Genomic DNA, 17,766 nt, shown 5'->3' with positions numbered 1-17,766 from the left:
TTGACAATATGCTGTCATTATGACAATATACTGTCATGTCAAACGATGCTGCCGATATTCTCACGTCTCTTACACTGACGATCTTTCGCACCAATGGCGCGCTGATCGCCGCCGGCGACGCGCTGACTGCTCCGTTTAGCCTGTCCAGCGCTCGTTGGCAGGTCATGGGCGCCGTCGCACTTGCCGGCCAGCCGCTGACGGTCGCACAGATCGCCCGCAACATGGGCCTCACACGCCAAGGCGTGCAGCGGTTGATCGATGAATTGGAACGCCAGGGTATCGTCGGCTTCGAAGACAACCCGCATCACAAGCGCGCCAAGCTCGTCCGCCTCACCGCCCAGGGCGAGGATGCCTATGCCGCGATCATGGAACAATGGAATGCCCTCGCCGCCAAGCTCGCCGAGGCAATGGACGCCGAAAGACTGAAAACCGCAATTGGCTGCCTCGAGCAGCTTTCCGCAGGGCTGGACACCAAACGCCCACCCGACTGACCGCCCTCTACCAGGACGACATCGATGAAAACGCTTCACCCCGTCGCCGGCACGCTGGCGCTGGCGACGATCCTCACCTTCTGGTTATCGACCGTATTGACCGAGATCTCCGGCTCGTCGGAGGCGATCCGCACCGTCAAACTCGCCATCCCCTGGGGCTTCCTGGTGCTCGTGCCGGCGCTTGCCGTCACCGGCTTCAGCGGCTTTCGCCTGGGCGGCAAGTGGCGGCATCCCGCCGTCACGGCCAAGAAAAAACGCATGCCGTTCATTGCCCTCAACGGGTTGCTGGTGCTGGTCCCTTGCGCTCTCATCCTGAGGCAGCTTGCCATGACCGGCGAGTTCGGCACAGCCTTCTATGGCGTTCAGGCACTGGAACTCTGCGCCGGCGCCATAAACATCGTGCTCATGGGACTGAATTTTCGCGACGGCTTGCGGCTCAAGCGAAGAACTGCAACCTGAGCCGCATGCGTTCTATTCAGGCAGGATGCGCACGGCACCCTTGTCGGCGCTGGCGGCGAAAGCGGCATAGGCTTTCAGTGCCGTCGTGACATTGCGCTTGCGGGGTGCTGCCGGCTTCCAGCCAAGCGCTTCCTGCTCATGACGGCGTGCAACGAGCTCGGCATCGGATACCGCAAGATGGATCGTGCGGTTCGGGATGTCGATCTCGATCAAGTCGCCCTGGCGCACCAGGCCGATCGCGCCGCCCTGGGCGGCTTCCGGCGAGGCATGACCGATCGAAAGGCCTGACGTGCCGCCCGAAAAACGGCCGTCGGTGATCAGCGCGCAAGCCTTGCCGAGGCCTTTCGACTTCAGGTAACTGGTCGGATAGAGCATTTCCTGCATGCCCGGCCCGCCCTTCGGCCCCTCGTAGCGGATGACGACCACGTCGCCCGCCTTCACCTCGTTGCCGAGAATGCCTTTGACCGCAGCGTCCTGGCTCTCGAAAACCACGGCCGGGCCGCTGAACTTCAAGATGCTCTCGTCGACACCGGCGGTCTTCACGATGCAGCCGTCGAGCGCGATGTTGCCGTAGAGCACCGCCAAGCCGCCATCCTTGGAGAACGGGTGCTCGACCGAGCGAATGACGCCCTTCTCGCTGTCGGTATCGAGATCATCCCAGCGCGAAGACTGGCTGAAAGCAACCTGGGTCGGAACGCCGCCGGGGGCCGCCTTGAAAAACTCACGCACGGTTTCGCTGTTGGTGCGGGTGATATCCCAGCGGTCGATCGCATCTCCGAGGGTCGTGGCATGAACCGTGCCGCAGTCGCGATTGAGCAGGCCGCCGCGGTCCAGTTCTCCCAGAATGCGCATGATGCCGCCGGCGCGATGGACGTCTTCCATATGGACGTCGTTTTTGGCGGGAGCGACCTTGGAGAGGCACGGAACCTTGCGCGACAGCTTGTCGATATCCTCCATGCCGAAGTCGATGCCGCCTTCATAGGCAGCGGCGAGAATATGCAGCACGGTGTTGGTCGATCCGCCCATGGCGATATCGAGCGACATGGCGTTCTCGAACGCCTCTTTGGTAGCGATGGAACGCGGCAGGACCGAATAGTCCTCCTGCTCGTAATGGCGGCGCGCGAGATCGACGATCAAATGGCCGGCCTCGACAAAAAGGCGCTTACGGTCGGCATGGGTGGCAAGCGTCGAACCGTTGCCGGGCAGCGACAGGCCGAGCGCTTCTGTCAGGCAGTTCATCGAGTTGGCGGTAAACATGCCCGAGCAGGAGCCGCAGGTCGGACAGGCGGACCTTTCGATGACCTGCACATCCTCATCGGAAATCTTGTCGTCGGCGGCAGCAACCATCGCGTCGACCAGGTCGAGCGCTACAGTCTTGCCATGCATGACCACTTTGCCGGCCTCCATCGGACCGCCGGAGACGAAGACGGCCGGGATATTGAGGCGCATCGCGGCATTCAGCATGCCGGGGGTGATCTTGTCGCAGTTGGAAATGCAGACCATGGCGTCGGCGCAGTGGGCGTTGACCATGTATTCCACCGAATCCGCAATGATCTCGCGCGACGGCAGCGAATAGAGCATGCCGTCATGGCCCATGGCGATGCCGTCATCGACAGCGATCGTATTGAACTCCTTGGCCACGCCGCCGGCCGCCTCGATCTCGCGGGCGACAAGCTGGCCGAGATCCTTGAGGTGCACGTGGCCCGGGACGAACTGGGTGAAGGAGTTGACGACGGCGATGATCGGCTTGCCGAAATCGCTGTCTTTCATCCCCGTGGCACGCCACAGGCCGCGCGCGCCGGCCATGTTGCGGCCATGGGTCGTGGTTCTGGAGCGATAAGCAGGCATGGCGTTGTCCTCGATGTCTTTCGGGTGTGCGACAGTCTACCGCTTTCTCGGCGACCGCGCAAAAACCCCTGGTTTTGCGGCTTTCCTACCGCAAAGGGCAATGGGTGTCACTATCACGACAGGCCAAAGCGGTACGGACCAAAATGCAAAAGCACCAAATTGTGTTCGCGCGCTACAGGCCCTATATTCTGGGAAGGCCAATTTGGAGCGAGCAATGAGTTCGATCATGTCCATCGTCGTTCATGCCACCTGGGATGAGGAAGCCTCCGTATGGGTCGCGACAAGCAACGACATCGATGGGCTGGCTGTCGAGGCCGAAACGATGGAGGCCCTGGAACCGAAGGTGAAGGCGGCGCTGGCTGATTTGATCGAGTTGAACGGCATATCCTCTCAATTGCCGGAAATTCCCATCTACATCATGTCCGAACAGCTTTCACGGATCCCCAATCCGCATCGCGCCTGACTGATGCCAGCTATCTTCGCGAACTCAAAGAGCTCCTGGAAAAGGCCGGCTGCCACTATCACCGACCCGGTAAGGGCGATCACGAGATCTGGTAAGTCCCGTTACCAACCGGTATTTCATCGTCGATCACGGCGTGAAATCCCGCCACACCGCCAATGCCACATTGAAACAAGCGGGCCTTCCCAAGGCGTTCTAAAGTTTTACCCCTTTCTCAACTCGTCCGGATGCATGCCGAAGTGATCGAGGATCAGTTGCAGGTTCCGGCGATGGGACTTGAAGAAGAGGTCGAAGACATCGCCCGCCAATGGAACGCTTCCGAGAACGGAGTCGGCTGCGACATTGCCGAGCATCCGGGCGAGCTTTGCCGGCGGCAAGCCGAGCCTGCGGGCCTCGTTGACGATATAGAGACCCACCATGGCGCCGCCGGCATCGCCGACGAGCGGAACGAGGCCGAAAACCGAATCCGCGCCGAAGCGAATTCCGGTCCCGGGAATGCGGATCGCGGTATCCATCAGCCGCGCGATCGTCGCCAATCGGCGCAGGCGCCGCAGATGTTCTGCGCGGTCCATGAATTCGCCATCCGTCCTGGCATCCCAGGTGCGTGTCGTCATCCACCATCTCCTATTGCGGCGTTGTCACCATACGGTGAGAACCCGTAAACCCGAGATGGGGTTCCCACCGTGCCTTTTCCATACCAAAAGCGATCGTTTCCTCACGCAAACGTGGTCCGTCCCAATCTTCGCGATGCTGTGAAACCTTTCCGTTCCGCGTTACGTATAGAAAGAAAAGGCACCCGTGCCTTGAGAGGAGATTTCGCCATGTCCACCTATCATCCGCCGCATATTCCGGCTTCGGAGATCACGCCGCGCGAGATCTATATGTCCCGTCGAGGTTTCATGACCACAGCGGCTGCCGGCCTTGTTTTCGCTGGCGCCGGCGGCGCGCTGGCGGCGCCCCTCACAGCCTCGCCCAGCGCCTTCAAGGTGGACGAACCACTGACACCCAAGGAAGCCGTGACCACCTACAACAATTTCTACGAGTTCGGCGTCAACAAGGAGGATCCGTCGCAGAATGCCGGGGACTTCAAGCCGACACCGTGGACCGTCAAGGTCGAGGGCATGGTCGGCAAGCCGAAGCAATTCGGTCTCGAAGAACTCATGAAGATGCCGCTCGAGGACCGCACCTATCGGCTGCGCTGCGTCGAAGGCTGGTCGATGGTCATTCCGTGGATCGGCTTCCCGCTTTCGGCCCTGCTCGATCAGGTGGAGCCGCTCGGTAGCGCCAAATACGTCGCGTTCGAAACGGTCGTGCGGCCGGAGGAAATGCCCGGACAGAAGGGCTTCTTTCAACCGCTGCCCTGGCCTTATATCGAAGGCCTGCGGCTAGACGAGGCCCGGCACCCGTTGACCATTCTTGCGGTCGGCCTCTATGGCGAAACGCTGCCGAACCAGAACGGCGCGCCGATCCGCCTTGTCGTGCCGTGGAAATACGGCTTCAAGAGCATCAAATCGATCGTCAAGATTTCACTTGTCGAACAGCAGCCGCAGACCACCTGGAAGAATGCCAATGCCCGCGAATACGGCTTCTATTCCAACGTCAATCCCGCCGTCGACCACCCGCGGTGGAGCCAGGCGACCGAACAGCGGATCGGCGAAGGCGGCTTCTTCGGTGCGGGGCGCCGGCCGACGCTGCCGTTCAACGGTTATGCGGGGCAGGTAGCGAGCCTCTATGCCGGCCTCGACCTCAAGGCGAATTATTGAGAATGGTGGCCCTCCCGACCCTGCCCCGCCGATATCACTCCGCCAGCATCTGGGCGCTCTATGTGATCGGCCTCTGTCCCGCCGCCTGGTATTTCTACCTGGCAGCCACCGGCGGGCTGGGCTTCAACCCGGTCAAGGAATTCGAACATCTCCTCGGCATCTGGGCGCTGCGCTTGATCATCGCGACGCTCGCCATCACGCCGCTGCGCGATCTCGCGGGGATCAACTGGATCCGCTACCGGCGAGCGCTCGGGCTACTCGCCTTCTATTACGTGCTGATGCATTTCTCGGTCTATGCACTGCTCGATCTCAGGCTGGATCTCGGCGCGGTTGGCGGCGACATCGCAAAACGGCCTTACATCACCATCGGATTTGCCTGCCTCCTTTTGCTTATTCCGCTCGCGATCACCTCCAACAACTGGTCGATCCGCAAGCTCCAGCAGGGGTGGAACAAGCTGCACAAGCTCATCTACCTGATCGCCGCCGGTGGCGCATTCCACTACCTGCTGGCTGTCAAATCGGTTACGCTGGTGCCGTTCATTCATATCGCGCTGATCTTCCTCCTGCTGGCCTATCGCCCGCTTCGCCGCCCCTTCCTCAACTGGAAGCGCGGCAAGCCGAAGTTCGCTCAAGCAGCACGTTGATCTTAAGCGGCATCTGGAAAAACAAAGGCCGGGCAAAGACCCGGCCTTTCTTCGGACCGGGGGAAATCGGTCCTCCTGCGCCCTTGGGGGAGGAAGCGCAGATAGTGTCGACGCAGCCGAGCCGCGACAGGAACAACGGCGAGAAGAGTCCGTTTGACGAAGGCGGTCGTTGACGTAAATCAAACACCCGGCCTGTCGAGGGTCCAGGGAACCTCGCGACACGAAAAAAGCCGGGTGTTTCCACCCGGCTTCTTCAATTCCGACGATGCGGAATGGATTATGCGGCTTCGGCAGCTTCTGCTTCGGCGGCAACACGAGCCTTGTCGGCTGCGCCCTTGGCGTCGACATCGCGTTCAACGAACTCGATGACGGCCATGGCGGCGTTGTCGCCCTGGCGGAAGCCGGCCTTCATGATACGCAGGTAGCCGCCGTTGCGGGTTGCGTAACGCGAAGCAATGGCGTCGAACAGCTTCTTGACGGCGTCCTGGTCCTGGATCTGCGAGATCGCCTGACGACGAGCGTGCAGGTCGCCGCGCTTGCCGAGTGTGACGAGCTTTTCGACGATCGGACGGATTTCCTTCGCCTTCGGAAGGGTCGTCACGATCTGCTCGTGAGTGATGAGCGAAGCCGCCATGTTGGCGAACATCGCCTTGCGGTGGCTTGCGGTACGATTGAGCTTGCGGCCGGCTACTCCGTGGCGCATGGCTATTCTCCTTTAATGCAGGTACCCACTCTTCTTGGGGCCTGCCGTTTCCTGGCACATACAGACATCCGGATCTTTGGACAAGGTGCCTGCTGTTTGACGGGGAAAGGCAGTCAAAACCTGCCTTTGCTATTTTCAGTACTGGTCTTCGTAGCGCTTGGCGAGATCTTCGATGTTTTCCGGCGGCCAGGCGGGAACTTCCATACCAAGATGGAGCCCCATGGATGCCAGAACTTCCTTGATCTCGTTCAGCGACTTGCGACCGAAATTCGGAGTGCGCAGCATTTCCGCCTCGGTCTTCTGAATGAGGTCGCCGATATAAACGATGTTGTCGTTCTTCAGGCAGTTGGCCGAACGGACAGACAGTTCCAGTTCGTCCACCTTCTTGAGGAGCGCCGGGTTGAACGCCAACTCGGTGACGGATTCCTCTTCGGCTTCCTTCTGCGGTTCGTCGAAATTGACGAAAACGCCGAGCTGGTCCTGAAGGATACGGGCGGCGAAGGCTACAGCGTCCTCGCCGGTGACCGAGCCGTCGGTCTCGATCGTCATGGTCAGCTTGTCATAGTCGAGAACCTGTCCTTCGCGGGTGTTTTCCACCTTGTAGGACACCTTCTTGACCGGGGAGTAGAGGCTGTCGACCGGGATGAGGCCGATCGGAGCATCTTCCGCACGGTTGCGATCGGCCGGGACGTAACCCTTGCCGTTGTTGACCGTGAATTCCATGCGGATTTCCGCGCCCTCGTCGAGCGTGCAGATCACGTGGTCGGGGTTCAGGATCTCGATATCGCCGACCGTCTGAATGTCGCCGGCGGTAACAGAGCCCGGGCCCTGCTTGCGCACGACCATGCGCTTGGCATCGTCGCCATCCATCTTGATGGCGATTTCCTTGATGTTGAGCACGATGTCCGTCACATCCTCCCGGACGCCCGGGATGGAGGAGAACTCATGCAATACGCCGTCGATCTGCACCGCGGTAACAGCCGCGCCGCGCAGAGACGACAGAAGCACGCGGCGAAGCGCGTTGCCGAGCGTCAGACCGAAGCCGCGCTCCAGGGGCTCGGCAACAAGCGTTGCCTTGGTACGGCCGGAAGAGGTGAATTCCACCTTGTTCGGCTTGATCAGTTCCTGCCAGTTCTTCTGGATCATGACTAAATACCTTCCGTTCGTTGCCACCATCCAATCGTGGCAACCGAGCATGAGGAACACCGAATAGAACTTTTGTGTTCATCGGCTACATGGGTAAAGCCGCCGAACCTCCGAGGGAGGATCAGGCGGCTATGCCCGAGTTCACAAGAGAGGCCGCCTTTCGGCAGCCCCTTCCATTCCGACGATCAGACGCGGCGCTTCTTGCGCGGACGGCAGCCGTTGTGCGGGATCGGGGTCACGTCGCGGATCGAGGTGATCATGAAGCCGGCAGCCTGCAGAGCGCGCAGAGCCGATTCACGGCCGGAACCCGGACCGCAAACTTCGACTTCCAGCGACTTCATGCCATGCTCCTGAGCCTTCTTGGCGCAGTCTTCGGCAGCGATCTGAGCCGCGAACGGGGTCGACTTGCGCGAACCCTTGAAGCCCTTGGCACCGGCGGACGACCAGGCAATAGCATTGCCCTGCGCGTCGGTGATGGTGATCATCGTGTTGTTGAAGGTTGAATTGACGTGGGCAACGCCCGACGTGATATTCTTGCGCTCGCGGCGGCGAACGCGGGTGGCTTCCTTGGCCATATTATCCCTTTCGTTGATCTCTGCACCGCCGTAATTCCAGCGGCTCCACCTTGGAGTGATCCATTGACGTCACAGCAAGCGGCGGCAATGCCCCACTCGCAAAGACGGATCACCCAAAATTATTTCTTCTTGCCAGCAATCGCCTTAGCCGGACCCTTGCGGGTACGAGCGTTGGTGTGCGTGCGCTGACCGCGAACCGGAAGGCCACGGCGATGACGCAGGCCACGGTAGCAGCCGAGGTCCATCAGGCGCTTGATGTTCATCGAGGTTTCGCGACGAAGATCACCCTCGACCTGATAGTCGCGGTCGATGGTTTCGCGGATCTGCAGGACTTCCGAGTCCGTCAGCTGATGAACGCGCTTTTCAGCCGGAATACCGACCTTTTCGACGATTTCCTGCGCAAATTTCGTGCCGATCCCGTGAATGTAGGTCAGCGCGATAACGACGCGCTTCGCAGTCGGGATGTTGACGCCAGCGATACGTGCCACGCCTATTCTCCTTGGTTCCAGTTGCCATCCGGCAAGTGGTACTTCTTCTATGAGAGCAGCCACTTGGCGGCCGCCAGTTCAAACGCCATACGCAACAGGTCAAAACGACCGGTCCCGGATGTCCTTGCGGGAAATCCGCGCCGATCGCTCAATGCTGTCGCGAGTTGGCGCGGTGTTTAGCGGAATCAGCGCTGAAATGCAACCGTTCCGCCCAAGATTCTTTAACAGATAGATGACGGCGCTGCTTTCGCAGCATGTCTTTATCCCAAAACCGGTCTCCACTTTTGGGAGACATGCTTAGAGAGCCGCCAGGATACCGTCGATGTCAGCCGTGACCTTGTCGATCTCCGCCATGCCATCCACCACCTTCAGCTTGCCCTTGGCGTGGTAGTAGCCGATCAGCGGCGAGGTTTCCTTGTAGTAGACCTCTAGGCGCTTGGTCATCGTCTCCGCGTTGTCGTCCGGCCGACGCTTGAAATGCGTCGAGCCGCACTTGTCGCAGACGCCCTCGCTCGCCGGCTTCTTGTCCGTGTCGTGATAGACCGTACCGCACTGGGCGCAGGAATAACGGCCCGACACGCGGCGAACGAGCTCCTTGTCGTCGACACGCAGTTCGATGACGACCGAAAGATCGAGGCCCTTGGACCGCAACATTTCCTCGGTCGCATCCGCCTGCACCAGGGTGCGGGGAAAACCATCGAGGATGAAGCCATTGGCTGCATCCGCCTGGTCGATTCGCTCGGAGACGATCGCATTGACGATGTCGTCGGACACAAGATTGCCTGCATCCATGACCGCCTTGGCGCGCTTACCGACTTCCGTCTCGGCGGCCACCGCGGCACGAAGCATGTCCCCCGTGGAAAGCTGCGGAATGCCGTGCTTCTCCACGATCCGCTGAGCCTGGGTTCCCTTACCCGCGCCCGGCGGCCCTAAAAGAATCAATCTCATCGTCCCCTCTTTCCTCCGCGCAGTTTCGACTTCTTGATCAGACCCTCATACTGCTGCGCAATGAGATGTCCCTGAATCTGTGCAACCGTATCGAGGGTTACACTGACAACGATCAAAAGCGAAGTCCCACCAAGGGCTAATGGCACGCCCGTGCGGGCCACCAGGAATTCCGGCAGAATGCAGACGAAGACAAGGTAGATCGCGCCGACGACCGTGATACGGGTCAGCACATAATCGATGTATTCGGCGGTACGCTCGCCCGGACGGATGCCCGGAATGAAGCCACCATGCTTCTTCAGATTGTCCGCCGTATCCTTCGGATTGAAGACGATCGCGGTGTAGAAGAAGGCGAAGAAGGCGATCAGCATGCCGTAGAACAGCATGAACAGCGGCTGGCCGTGACCGAGTGACGAAATGATCATGGTCGCCCAGTTCGGGAGCTGGCTGTTGCCGGCAAAGCCAGCCGCGGTCGCCGGCAGAAGCAGCAGCGACGAAGCGAAGATCGCCGGGATGACGCCCGAGGTATTGAGCTTCAGCGGCAGGTGCGACGTATCGCCCTGGAACATGCGGTTGCCCACCTGGCGCTTCGGATACTGGATCAGAAGGCGGCGCTGGGCGCGCTCGACGAAGACGATCAGCGCTATGACGCCTATGGCCACCACGATAACGGTGAGAATCAGTGCCGTCGGAAGCGCGCCGGTGCGGCCGAGCTCCAGAGTGCCGGCGAGTGCGGTCGGAAGACCTGCGGCGATACCTGCGAAGATGATCAGCGAAATGCCGTTGCCGATGCCGCGCGAGGTGATCTGTTCGCCGAGCCACATCAGGAACATGGTTCCGCCAAGCAGCGTCACGACGGTCGAAATGCGGAAGAACCAGCCCGGATCGGCCACGATCCCCTGCCCGCTTTCGAGGCCTACCGCAATGCCATAGGCCTGCAGCGTGCCGAGCAGCACGGTACCATAACGGGTGTACTGGTTGATGATCTTGCGGCCGGCTTCACCTTCCTTCTTGAGGTTCTCAAGCGAAGGTACGACCGAGGTCATCAGCTGCACGATGATCGACGCGGAAATATAGGGCATGATGCCCAGCGCGAAGATCGCCATGCGCTCCACGGCGCCGCCGGCAAACATGTTGAAGAGACCGAGAATGCCGCCGGCCTGGCCGCGGAAGGCCTGAGCATAGGCCTCCGGGTTCAGGCCCGGAAGCGGGATATGCGTGCCGAGGCGATAAACGAGCAATGCTGCAAGGGTAAACCACAGCCGCTTTTTGAGGTCCTCCGCCTTGGCGAAGGTCGAAAAATTCAGATTGGAGGCAAGTTGTTCCGCTGCAGAAGCCATGCAATTCTCCGCCCGACCAAATCTCCGGCGGCGGGGGAAGTGCCGGACCCGGAAAGCAGTCTAAAAATTCTGGTTCAAAAAACGGGCGCGGAGATTGCGAGCGCAATCGGATGCCTCACCCTGTTTTCCGTATGATCCCGGTCAGGCGACCAACAGGATCGCTTCGGGATCGTGAGGCTCACATATGGAGATAAAATCGCCCGGTGTGAAGCTCAAACCGGGCGATTTTCAAACGATTTATTCCGCCGGAGCTTCCGCCACAGCGAGAAGCTTGATCGAACCGCCGGCCTTCTCGATCTTTTCGACGGCAGCCTTGGAAGCGCCGGCAACTTCGATCGATACCTTGGCCTTCAGCTCGCCATCGGCGAGGACGCGAACGCCGTCCTTCGGGCGACGGATGACACCGGCTGCCTTGAGGGCAGCAGCGTCGATCGTAGCCTTCGGGTCGAGCTTCTCGGCATCGATCGCGGTCTGGATACGGCCGAGCGAAACGACGACGTAGTCAGATGCGAAGATGTTGTTGAAGCCGCGCTTCGGCAGGCGACGGTAGATCGGCATCTGGCCGCCCTCGAAGCCGTTGATTGCAACGCCGGAACGGGCCTTCTGACCCTTCACGCCGCGACCACCGGTCTTGCCCTTGCCGGAACCGATACCGCGACCAACGCGGATACGATCCTTGGTGGCGCCTTCGTTGTCCTTGATCTCATTCAGTTTCATGGTCAATTCCTCCGTCTCACTTCTCGTCGACGACGCGAACGAGATGCTGGACAGCCCGGATCATGCCACGAACGGAAGGAGTATCTTCCAGCGTACGGGTCCGGTGCATCTTGTTGAGACCCAGGCCGATCAGCGTCTTGCGCTGTACTTCCGGGCGGCGGATGGGGCTACCGATCTGCTCGATGGTAACCGTCTTTGCTTCAGTCTTCTTCGTAGCCTTAGCCATGGATCAGACTCCTCTTATTCTTCCGACGCATTGCCGGAAGCGGCACGGCGGGCCTGCAGCGTCGCATACTTGATGCCGCGCTGAGCCGCGATGTCCTTCGGATGCACCTGATGCTTCAGGGCGTCGAACGTGGCACGAACCATGTTGTAAGGGTTCGACGAACCGGTCGACTTGGCGACGACGTCGTGCATGCCGAGGGTTTCGAATACAGCACGCATCGGGCCACCGGCGATGATGCCGGTACCGGCCTTGGCGGAGCGCAGCAGAACCTTGCCGGCGCCGTGACGGCCGTTGACGTCGTGATGCAGCGTACGGCCATCGCGCAGCGGTACGAAGATCAGCTCGCGCTTGGCAGCTTCAGTTGCCTTGCGGATGGCTTCCGGCACTTCACGTGCCTTGCCATGGCCGAAGCCAACACGGCCCTTCTGGTCGCCAACGACGACGAGAGCTGCAAAACCAAAACGACGGCCGCCCTTGACGACCTTGGCGACGCGGTTAATCGCGACCAGCTTGTCGACGAATTCGCTATCGCGCTCTTCGCGGCTCTGGCGATCTTCGCGCTGGCCTCTTCTTTCTTGTGCCATTGTCCTTTTCCTTTTTCTTTTCCGGGTGCAACGGGCAATTTCCGGGAGCCAACCATCCCCTGCCCATGAAGGACTAGGATGGAACGACTGATGCATGCGGCGAACCGCGTTTCGCCCGCCTCCCCTCGTTCAGGGATGCGGGCGAAAATTCTTAGAAGCTCAGGCCGCCTTCGCGGGCAGCTTCGGCAAGCGCCTTGATGCGGCCGTGATAGATGAAGGCGCCGCGATCGAACACGACTTCCTTCACGCCAGCCTTGGCGGCGCGTTCGGCCACCAGCTTGCCGACGGCGGCGGCAGCCGCAACGTCAGCACCGGTCTTCAGCGACGTGCGCAGACCGGCATCGAGCGTAGAGGCGGCTGCAAGCGTGCGGCCGGCCACGTCGTCGATAACCTGGACATAGATGTTCTTGGACGAGCGGTGAACCGACAGACGCGGACGGCCGTTTGCGACCTTCTTGATCTGGCGGCGAACACGGCTCGCACGCTTGGTGAGTGCTTCTTTTCTGGTAGCCATGATCCGTCGTCCTTACTTCTTCTTGCCTTCCTTGCGGACGATCCGTTCCTCGGCGTACTTGACGCCTTTGCCCTTGTAGGGCTCGGGACCGCGGTATTCGCGGATTTCCGCGGCAACCTGACCGACCTGCTGCTTATTGATGCCGGTGACGACGATTTCCGTCGGCTTCGGCACGGCAATGGTGATGCCTTCCGGGGTCTGGTAGACCACGTCGTGGCTGAAACCGAGCGCCAGCTGCAGGTTCTTGCCCTGCATGGATGCGCGGTAACCAACGCCGTTGATTTCGAGCTTGCGCTCAAAACCATCCTTAACACCCTTCAGGATGTTCTCGATCATCGTGCGGGACATGCCCCACTTCGAGCGAGCATCCTTCGAATCGTTGACCGGAGTCACCGAAATGGCATTGTCTTCAAGTGCCAGCTTGATTTCGTCGTTTGCGACGAAGAAAAGCTCACCCTTCGGGCCCTTGGCAGTCACCTTCTGGCCATCAACAGTGGCCGTGATCCCTGCAGGAACCTGAACGGGCTTTTTACCGATACGAGACATGTTTCAATCCTGTCTGTTCGCTATGGAGTTCCCCTACTCTGCCTTAGAAGACAGAGCAGAGAACCTCGCCACCAACGTTCTGTTCGCGAGCCTGGTGATCAGCCATCACACCCTTCGGGGTCGAAAGGATGGTGATGCCGAGGCCGTTCGAAACCTGCGGAATGGACTTTACCGAGACATAGACCCGGCGGCCCGGCTTGGACACGCGGCCGATCTCACGGATCACCGACGCGCCTTCGTAGTACTTGAGTTCGATTTCGATCTCGGCCTTGCCGTTACCGTAATCGATTTCCGAATAACCGCGGATGTAGCCTTCAGCCTGCAGGACATCGAGAACGCGTGCACGCAGCTTGGAAGCAGGCGTGGAAACGGTCGACTTGCGGCGGGCTGCGCCGTTGCGGATACGGGTGAGCATATCGCCCAAGGGATCAGTCATGGTCATCTAACGATCTCCTTACCAGCTCGACTTGACGATGCCCGGCACTTTGCCGAGGTTGCCGAGCTCACGAAGCGCAATACGCGACATCTTGAGCTTGCGATAGAAAGCGCGCGGGCGACCGGTGACTTCGCAACGGTTGCGAATACGCGTCTTCGAGCCATCGCGCGGCAGAGAAGCGAGCTTGATAGTTGCCTTGAACCGGTCTTCGATCGGAAGATCCTGGTTCATGATGGTCGCCTTCAGGACAGCGCGCTTTGCAGCGTGCTGAGCGACGGTCTTGCGGCGGCGCTTGTTCTTTTCAACTGCGCTGGTTTTCGCCATATCGGAGTTCCTTTTAAACGCTCGTCGTTACGGTTACTGGCGGAACGGGAAGTTGAACTCTTTCAGAAGAGCCCGTGCTTCGTCGTCCTTGGTAGCCGTCGTGCAAACGATGATGTCCATGCCCCACATCTGATCAACCTTGTCGTAGTTGATCTCAGGGAACACAATGTGTTCCTTGATGCCCATGGCGAAGTTGCCACGGCCGTCAAAGCTTTTCGGGTTCAAGCCGCGAAAGTCGCGAACGCGCGGAAGCGCGATGTTGATCAGACGATCCAAGAATTCGTACATGCGGGCGCCGCGAAGCGTAACCTTGGCGCCGATCGGCATGAATTCGCGAACCTTGAAGCCCGCGATGGAATTCCGCGCCTTGGTGATGACCGGCTTCTGGCCGGCAATGGCGGCCAGGTCGGCAGCAGCCACGGAAGGCTTCTTCGAGTCAGCCGTCGCTTCGCCAACACCCATGTTGATGACGATCTTGTCCAGCTTGGGGATCATCATGTCGTTTGCGAAGGAGAATTGCTCCTTCAGTGCGGCACGGATGCGGGAATTGTATTCCGCCTTGAGCCGCGGCTCATACTTTGCCTCAGCCATCGATCACATCTCCCGTACGCTTGGCTACACGCACCTTCTTGCCGTCGACGACAGAGAAGCCAACGCGGGTCGGCTTCCCGTCTTTCGCGACGATCGCGATGTTCGACAGATGAATGGACGCTTCCTTGTTGATGATGCCGGCTTCCTGCGTCTGAGACTGACGCTGGTGGCGCTTCACCATGTTGATGCCACGCACGACGGCGCGGTCTTCCTTCGGCATGACCTGAAGGACCTCGCCGGTGCGGCCCTTGTCCTTGCCAGCCAATACGACGACGCTGTCGCCCTTGCGGATCTTATTCATCGCTTTCCGCTCCCTTACAGTACTTCTGGAGCCAGCGAGATGATCTTCATGTGGTTCTTGGCGCGAAGTTCGCGCGGAACCGGTCCGAAGATACGGGTGCCGATCGGCTCTTTCTTGTTGTCGATGAGGACCGCTGCGTTGTTGTCGAAGCGGATGACGCTGCCGTCCGGACGACGGATGTCCTTGGCGGTGCGCACAACAACCGCCTTCATCACGTCACCCTTCTTGACGCGGCCGCGCGGGATAGCTTCCTTGATCGAAACGACAATGATGTCGCCGATCGAAGCGTACTTGCGCTTGGAGCCGCCCAGCACCTTGATGCACATGACACGACGTGCGCCGGAATTATCCGCCACGTCGAGGTTTGTTTGCATCTGAATCATGTCAGGTCGCCTTTTTCTAATGACCGAAACGACCGGGCGCAAAAAACGCCCCGTTTCGGCTTATGGACAGAATTTTGTTGTGCGCGGGTGGGGTCTTGCCAAGGTGGTTTCCTCAAAAGGACCTTCCCTGCGCTCAAAGCAAAAGAACGCTCGTTTCCGAGCGTCCTGCGCCAGTGGGGTGCTTCATACAGGATTCTGCGCCGGGCGCAAGACCCTGACGCAAATCCGAAGCAAATTAAGCCTGGGCGGAAACGACCGTCCAGGTCTTGTCCTTGGAGATCGGTGCGCATTCCTCGATGGAAACGACGTCACCTACCTTGTACTGGTTGTTCTCGTCATGCGCCTTGTACTTCTTGGAACGGCGGACCGTCTTCTGAAGCAGCGGATGCGCGAATCGGCGCTCGACCCGGACAACAACGGTCTTCTCGTTCTTGTCGGAAACGACTACGCCCTGCAGAATGCGTTTCGGCATATTATTCTTCCTTAAGCCTTGGCTTCTGCCGCCTTCTGGCGGGCAATGGTTTTCACGCGGGCGATGTCCTTGCGAACCTCGTTGATGCGCGAGGACTTTTCCAACTGACCGGTGGCCTTCTGGAAGCGCAGGTTGAACTGCTCCTTCTTCAGGTCGGCGAGCTTGTCCTTGAGCTGGTCGGCCGTGAGGCCGCGTACGTCTTCGGCTTTCATCGTGCCTTCTCCTTACTCTGCGATGCGCTGTACGAAGCGCGTCTTGACCGAGAGCTTGGCGGCGCCGAGACGAAGCGCCTCGCGGGCGAGCTCCTCCGAAACACCATCGATCTCGAACATCATGCGGCCGGGCTTGACCTTGCATGCCCAGTATTCGACAGAGCCCTTGCCCTTACCCATACGCACTTCGGTCGGCTTGGCGGTTACCGGAACGTCCGGGAACACGCGGATCCAGACACGACCGGCGCGCTTCATGGCACGCGTGATCGCGCGGCGGGCCGCCTCGATCTCGCGAGCGTTGACGCGGTTGGGTTCCTGGGACTTCAGGCCGAATTCGCCGAAGGCCAGATCGAAGCCGCCCTTGGCCACACCCTTGATGCGACCCTTGAACTGCTTGCGGTACTTGGTACGCTTTGGCTGCAACATTTTCTTACTTCTCCGAGCTTATCTTTCGCCAGCGTTGATCAAGCGTTTTCGCGTTCGCGGCGACGATCACCACGATCGCCACGGTCACGTTCGCGGCTTGCCGGACCCTGTGCGTCGCCTTCCAGCGCGCGACGTTCCGAAGCCATCGGATCATGCTCAAGGATTTCGCCCTTGAAGATCCAGACCTTGATGCCGCAGATGCCGAATGCGGTTTCGGCTTCCGCCGTACCGTAGTCGATGTCTGCACGCAGCGTGTGAAGCGGAACGCGACCTTCACGGTACCATTCCGTACGGGCGATTTCAGCACCGCCGAGACGGCCGGCGCAGGTGATCTTGATGCCTTCGGCGCCAAGACGCATGGCGGACTGAACAGCGCGCTTCATCGCACGGCGGAAAGCCACGCGGCGCTCGAGCTGCTGAGCGATCGACTGGGCGACGAGCGTCGAGTCGATTTCCGGCTTGCGCACTTCAACGATGTTGAGGTGCGTTTCCGAAGACGTCATCTCGGAAAGCTTCTTGCGGAGCTTTTCGATGTCGGCGCCCTTCTTGCCGATGATCAGACCCGGGCGAGCCGAGTGGATCGTGACGCGGCACTTCTTGTGCGGACGCTCGATGACCACCTTGGCGATGCCGGCCTGCTTCAGCTCCTGCATCAGGTAGGCGCGGATCTTCAGGTCCTCATGGAGGAGCTGGCCGTATTCGGCGTTGTCGGCGAACCAACGGCTGTCCCAGGTACGGTTGATGCCGAGGCGGAAACCGATCGGATTAATTTTCTGGCCCATTATGCGGCCTCCCCTTTTTCCTCGACTTCGCGAACGACGATCGTCAGGTGCGCGAACGGCTTCTCGATGCGAGATGCACGGCCGCGGCCACGAGCGTGGAAACGCTTCATCACAATCGACTTGCCGACATACGCTTCCGAAACGATCAGCGAGTCGACGTCGAGGTCATGGTTGTTCTCGGCATTGGCGATAGCGGACTCGAGAGTCTTCTTCACCGTGCCGGCGATGCGCTTGCGGGAGAATTCAAGCTCTGCAAGCGCGCGATCGACCTTCTTGCCGCGGATCAGGGCGGCAACGAGGTTCAGCTTTTGGGGGCTGACGCGGAGCGTGCGGGCAACTGCCTGCGCCTCATTGTCCTTCAGCCGGCGTTCGGTCTTAGCCTTCGCCATA

28 protein-coding genes and 1 pseudogene are annotated in these 17,766 nt (G+C 60.0%); 6 read left to right on the top strand and 23 right to left on the bottom strand.

Annotated elements, in window-relative coordinates; all coding sequences use genetic code 11:
* Positions 1–35: 35 nt before the first annotated feature.
* Both C5L13_RS17845 and C5L13_RS17840 read left to right on the top strand, forming a co-directional pair.
* The gene (locus C5L13_RS17845; protein ID WP_105384625.1) at positions 36–491 is read left to right on the top strand and encodes a MarR family winged helix-turn-helix transcriptional regulator; all 456 of its coding nucleotides are present in this window, start codon (positions 36–38) and stop codon (positions 489–491) included.
* A gap of 24 nt (positions 492–515) precedes the next feature.
* Positions 516–950 carry a hypothetical protein gene (locus tag C5L13_RS17840; RefSeq protein ID WP_105384624.1) on the top strand — a complete coding sequence of 145 codons (435 nt, stop codon included), beginning with the start codon at positions 516–518 and terminating at the stop codon, positions 948–950.
* Between the two features lie 12 nt (positions 951–962).
* Here the strand turns inward: C5L13_RS17840 and ilvD are convergent, their stop codons facing one another.
* A complete protein-coding gene (gene ilvD / locus C5L13_RS17835) occupies positions 963–2,798 on the bottom strand; it encodes a dihydroxy-acid dehydratase (RefSeq protein WP_105384623.1) in 1,836 nt (611 codons plus the stop codon).
* 214 nt (positions 2,799–3,012) lie between these two features.
* Here ilvD and C5L13_RS17830 point away from each other — a divergent pair, with 214 nt between their 5' ends.
* Positions 3,013–3,261 carry a DUF1902 domain-containing protein gene (locus tag C5L13_RS17830; protein WP_105384622.1) on the top strand — a complete coding sequence of 83 codons (249 nt, stop codon included), beginning with the start codon at positions 3,013–3,015 and terminating at the stop codon, positions 3,259–3,261.
* Positions 3,258–3,457: pseudogene (locus C5L13_RS29295) on the top strand (type II toxin-antitoxin system HicA family toxin). Before C5L13_RS17830 ends, C5L13_RS29295 begins: the two are co-directional and overlap by 4 nt.
* A 4-nt stretch (positions 3,458–3,461) precedes the next feature.
* Here the strand turns inward: C5L13_RS29295 and C5L13_RS17820 are convergent.
* Positions 3,462–3,872, bottom strand: coding sequence for a DUF4112 domain-containing protein (locus C5L13_RS17820; RefSeq protein ID WP_105384621.1), 411 nt, complete (start codon positions 3,870–3,872; stop codon positions 3,462–3,464).
* Between the two features lie 207 nt (positions 3,873–4,079).
* Between C5L13_RS17820 and msrP the strand changes: the two genes are divergently transcribed.
* Entirely contained in the window at positions 4,080–5,021 is a 942-nt protein-coding gene (gene msrP / locus C5L13_RS17815; RefSeq protein ID WP_105384620.1) for a protein-methionine-sulfoxide reductase catalytic subunit MsrP, read from the top strand.
* Between the two features lie 2 nt (positions 5,022–5,023).
* Positions 5,024–5,665 (top strand): protein-methionine-sulfoxide reductase heme-binding subunit MsrQ, encoded by a 642-nt coding sequence (msrQ, locus tag C5L13_RS17810; RefSeq protein WP_105384619.1) that lies wholly within the window; start codon positions 5,024–5,026, stop codon positions 5,663–5,665.
* Positions 5,666–5,942: 277 nt separating this feature from the next.
* Here the strand turns inward: msrQ and rplQ are convergent, their stop codons facing one another.
* From rplQ to rplV, 21 genes are all read right to left on the bottom strand, one after another.
* Positions 5,943–6,368 carry a 50S ribosomal protein L17 gene (gene rplQ / locus C5L13_RS17805; RefSeq protein WP_038585860.1) on the bottom strand — a complete coding sequence of 142 codons (426 nt, stop codon included), beginning with the start codon at positions 6,366–6,368 and terminating at the stop codon, positions 5,943–5,945.
* Positions 6,369–6,503: 135 nt separating this feature from the next.
* The gene (locus C5L13_RS17800; RefSeq protein ID WP_105384618.1) at positions 6,504–7,514 is read right to left on the bottom strand and encodes a DNA-directed RNA polymerase subunit alpha; all 1,011 of its coding nucleotides are present in this window, start codon (positions 7,512–7,514) and stop codon (positions 6,504–6,506) included.
* A gap of 185 nt (positions 7,515–7,699) precedes the next feature.
* Entirely contained in the window at positions 7,700–8,089 is a 390-nt protein-coding gene (rpsK, locus tag C5L13_RS17795) for a 30S ribosomal protein S11 (RefSeq protein WP_007766864.1), read from the bottom strand.
* A gap of 119 nt (positions 8,090–8,208) precedes the next feature.
* Positions 8,209–8,577, bottom strand: coding sequence for a 30S ribosomal protein S13 (gene rpsM / locus C5L13_RS17790; RefSeq protein WP_105374416.1), 369 nt, complete (start codon positions 8,575–8,577; stop codon positions 8,209–8,211).
* Positions 8,578–8,874: 297 nt separating this feature from the next.
* Positions 8,875–9,525 carry an adenylate kinase gene (locus C5L13_RS17785; protein ID WP_105384617.1) on the bottom strand — a complete coding sequence of 217 codons (651 nt, stop codon included), beginning with the start codon at positions 9,523–9,525 and terminating at the stop codon, positions 8,875–8,877.
* A complete protein-coding gene (gene secY, locus C5L13_RS17780; RefSeq protein ID WP_105384616.1) occupies positions 9,522–10,862 on the bottom strand; it encodes a preprotein translocase subunit SecY in 1,341 nt (446 codons plus the stop codon). Before secY ends, C5L13_RS17785 begins: the two co-directional genes overlap by 4 nt.
* Positions 10,863–11,099: 237 nt before the next feature.
* A complete protein-coding gene (gene rplO, locus C5L13_RS17775; RefSeq protein WP_105384615.1) occupies positions 11,100–11,579 on the bottom strand; it encodes a 50S ribosomal protein L15 in 480 nt (159 codons plus the stop codon).
* Positions 11,580–11,595: 16 nt separating this feature from the next.
* A complete protein-coding gene (rpmD, locus tag C5L13_RS17770; protein ID WP_105384614.1) occupies positions 11,596–11,805 on the bottom strand; it encodes a 50S ribosomal protein L30 in 210 nt (69 codons plus the stop codon).
* Positions 11,806–11,819: 14 nt separating this feature from the next.
* The gene (rpsE, locus tag C5L13_RS17765; RefSeq protein WP_105384613.1) at positions 11,820–12,389 is read right to left on the bottom strand and encodes a 30S ribosomal protein S5; all 570 of its coding nucleotides are present in this window, start codon (positions 12,387–12,389) and stop codon (positions 11,820–11,822) included.
* A gap of 151 nt (positions 12,390–12,540) precedes the next feature.
* Positions 12,541–12,903 (bottom strand): 50S ribosomal protein L18, encoded by a 363-nt coding sequence (gene rplR / locus C5L13_RS17760; protein WP_105384612.1) that lies wholly within the window; start codon positions 12,901–12,903, stop codon positions 12,541–12,543.
* Positions 12,904–12,915: 12 nt separating this feature from the next.
* On the bottom strand, positions 12,916–13,449 hold the full coding sequence (gene rplF, locus C5L13_RS17755; protein WP_007770122.1) for a 50S ribosomal protein L6: 534 nt from the start codon (positions 13,447–13,449) through the stop codon (positions 12,916–12,918).
* A gap of 43 nt (positions 13,450–13,492) precedes the next feature.
* On the bottom strand, positions 13,493–13,891 hold the full coding sequence (gene rpsH / locus C5L13_RS17750; RefSeq protein WP_007770127.1) for a 30S ribosomal protein S8: 399 nt from the start codon (positions 13,889–13,891) through the stop codon (positions 13,493–13,495).
* A gap of 12 nt (positions 13,892–13,903) precedes the next feature.
* Complete coding sequence (gene rpsN / locus C5L13_RS17745; protein WP_105384611.1) at positions 13,904–14,209, bottom strand: 30S ribosomal protein S14; 306 nt, start codon at positions 14,207–14,209, stop codon at positions 13,904–13,906.
* 33 nt (positions 14,210–14,242) lie between these two features.
* Positions 14,243–14,800 (bottom strand): 50S ribosomal protein L5, encoded by a 558-nt coding sequence (gene rplE, locus C5L13_RS17740; RefSeq protein ID WP_038542155.1) that lies wholly within the window; start codon positions 14,798–14,800, stop codon positions 14,243–14,245.
* Positions 14,793–15,101: a 50S ribosomal protein L24 gene (gene rplX, locus C5L13_RS17735; RefSeq protein ID WP_105384610.1), complete on the bottom strand. Its 309-nt coding sequence runs from the start codon at positions 15,099–15,101 to the stop codon at positions 14,793–14,795. Before rplX ends, rplE begins: the two co-directional genes overlap by 8 nt.
* A gap of 14 nt (positions 15,102–15,115) precedes the next feature.
* Positions 15,116–15,484 carry a 50S ribosomal protein L14 gene (gene rplN / locus C5L13_RS17730; protein WP_007770138.1) on the bottom strand — a complete coding sequence of 123 codons (369 nt, stop codon included), beginning with the start codon at positions 15,482–15,484 and terminating at the stop codon, positions 15,116–15,118.
* A 235-nt stretch (positions 15,485–15,719) separates the two neighbouring features.
* Positions 15,720–15,956, bottom strand: coding sequence for a 30S ribosomal protein S17 (gene rpsQ / locus C5L13_RS17725; protein ID WP_037084728.1), 237 nt, complete (start codon positions 15,954–15,956; stop codon positions 15,720–15,722).
* An 11-nt stretch (positions 15,957–15,967) separates the two neighbouring features.
* The gene (rpmC, locus tag C5L13_RS17720; protein WP_037151107.1) at positions 15,968–16,168 is read right to left on the bottom strand and encodes a 50S ribosomal protein L29; all 201 of its coding nucleotides are present in this window, start codon (positions 16,166–16,168) and stop codon (positions 15,968–15,970) included.
* 12 nt (positions 16,169–16,180) lie between these two features.
* On the bottom strand, positions 16,181–16,594 hold the full coding sequence (gene rplP / locus C5L13_RS17715) for a 50S ribosomal protein L16 (protein WP_105374404.1): 414 nt from the start codon (positions 16,592–16,594) through the stop codon (positions 16,181–16,183).
* 38 nt (positions 16,595–16,632) lie between these two features.
* Positions 16,633–17,376 carry a 30S ribosomal protein S3 gene (gene rpsC / locus C5L13_RS17710; RefSeq protein WP_105384609.1) on the bottom strand — a complete coding sequence of 248 codons (744 nt, stop codon included), beginning with the start codon at positions 17,374–17,376 and terminating at the stop codon, positions 16,633–16,635.
* The gene (rplV, locus tag C5L13_RS17705) at positions 17,376–17,765 is read right to left on the bottom strand and encodes a 50S ribosomal protein L22 (RefSeq protein ID WP_052638126.1); all 390 of its coding nucleotides are present in this window, start codon (positions 17,763–17,765) and stop codon (positions 17,376–17,378) included. Before rplV ends, rpsC begins: the two co-directional genes overlap by 1 nt.
* Between the last annotated feature and the right edge of the window lies 1 nt (position 17,766).

Source organism: Neorhizobium alkalisoli (genome assembly GCF_002968635.1).
Lineage (GTDB): Bacteria > Pseudomonadota > Alphaproteobacteria > Rhizobiales > Rhizobiaceae > Neorhizobium > Neorhizobium alkalisoli.
This window is presented reverse-complemented; position numbering and strand designations above follow the sequence as displayed.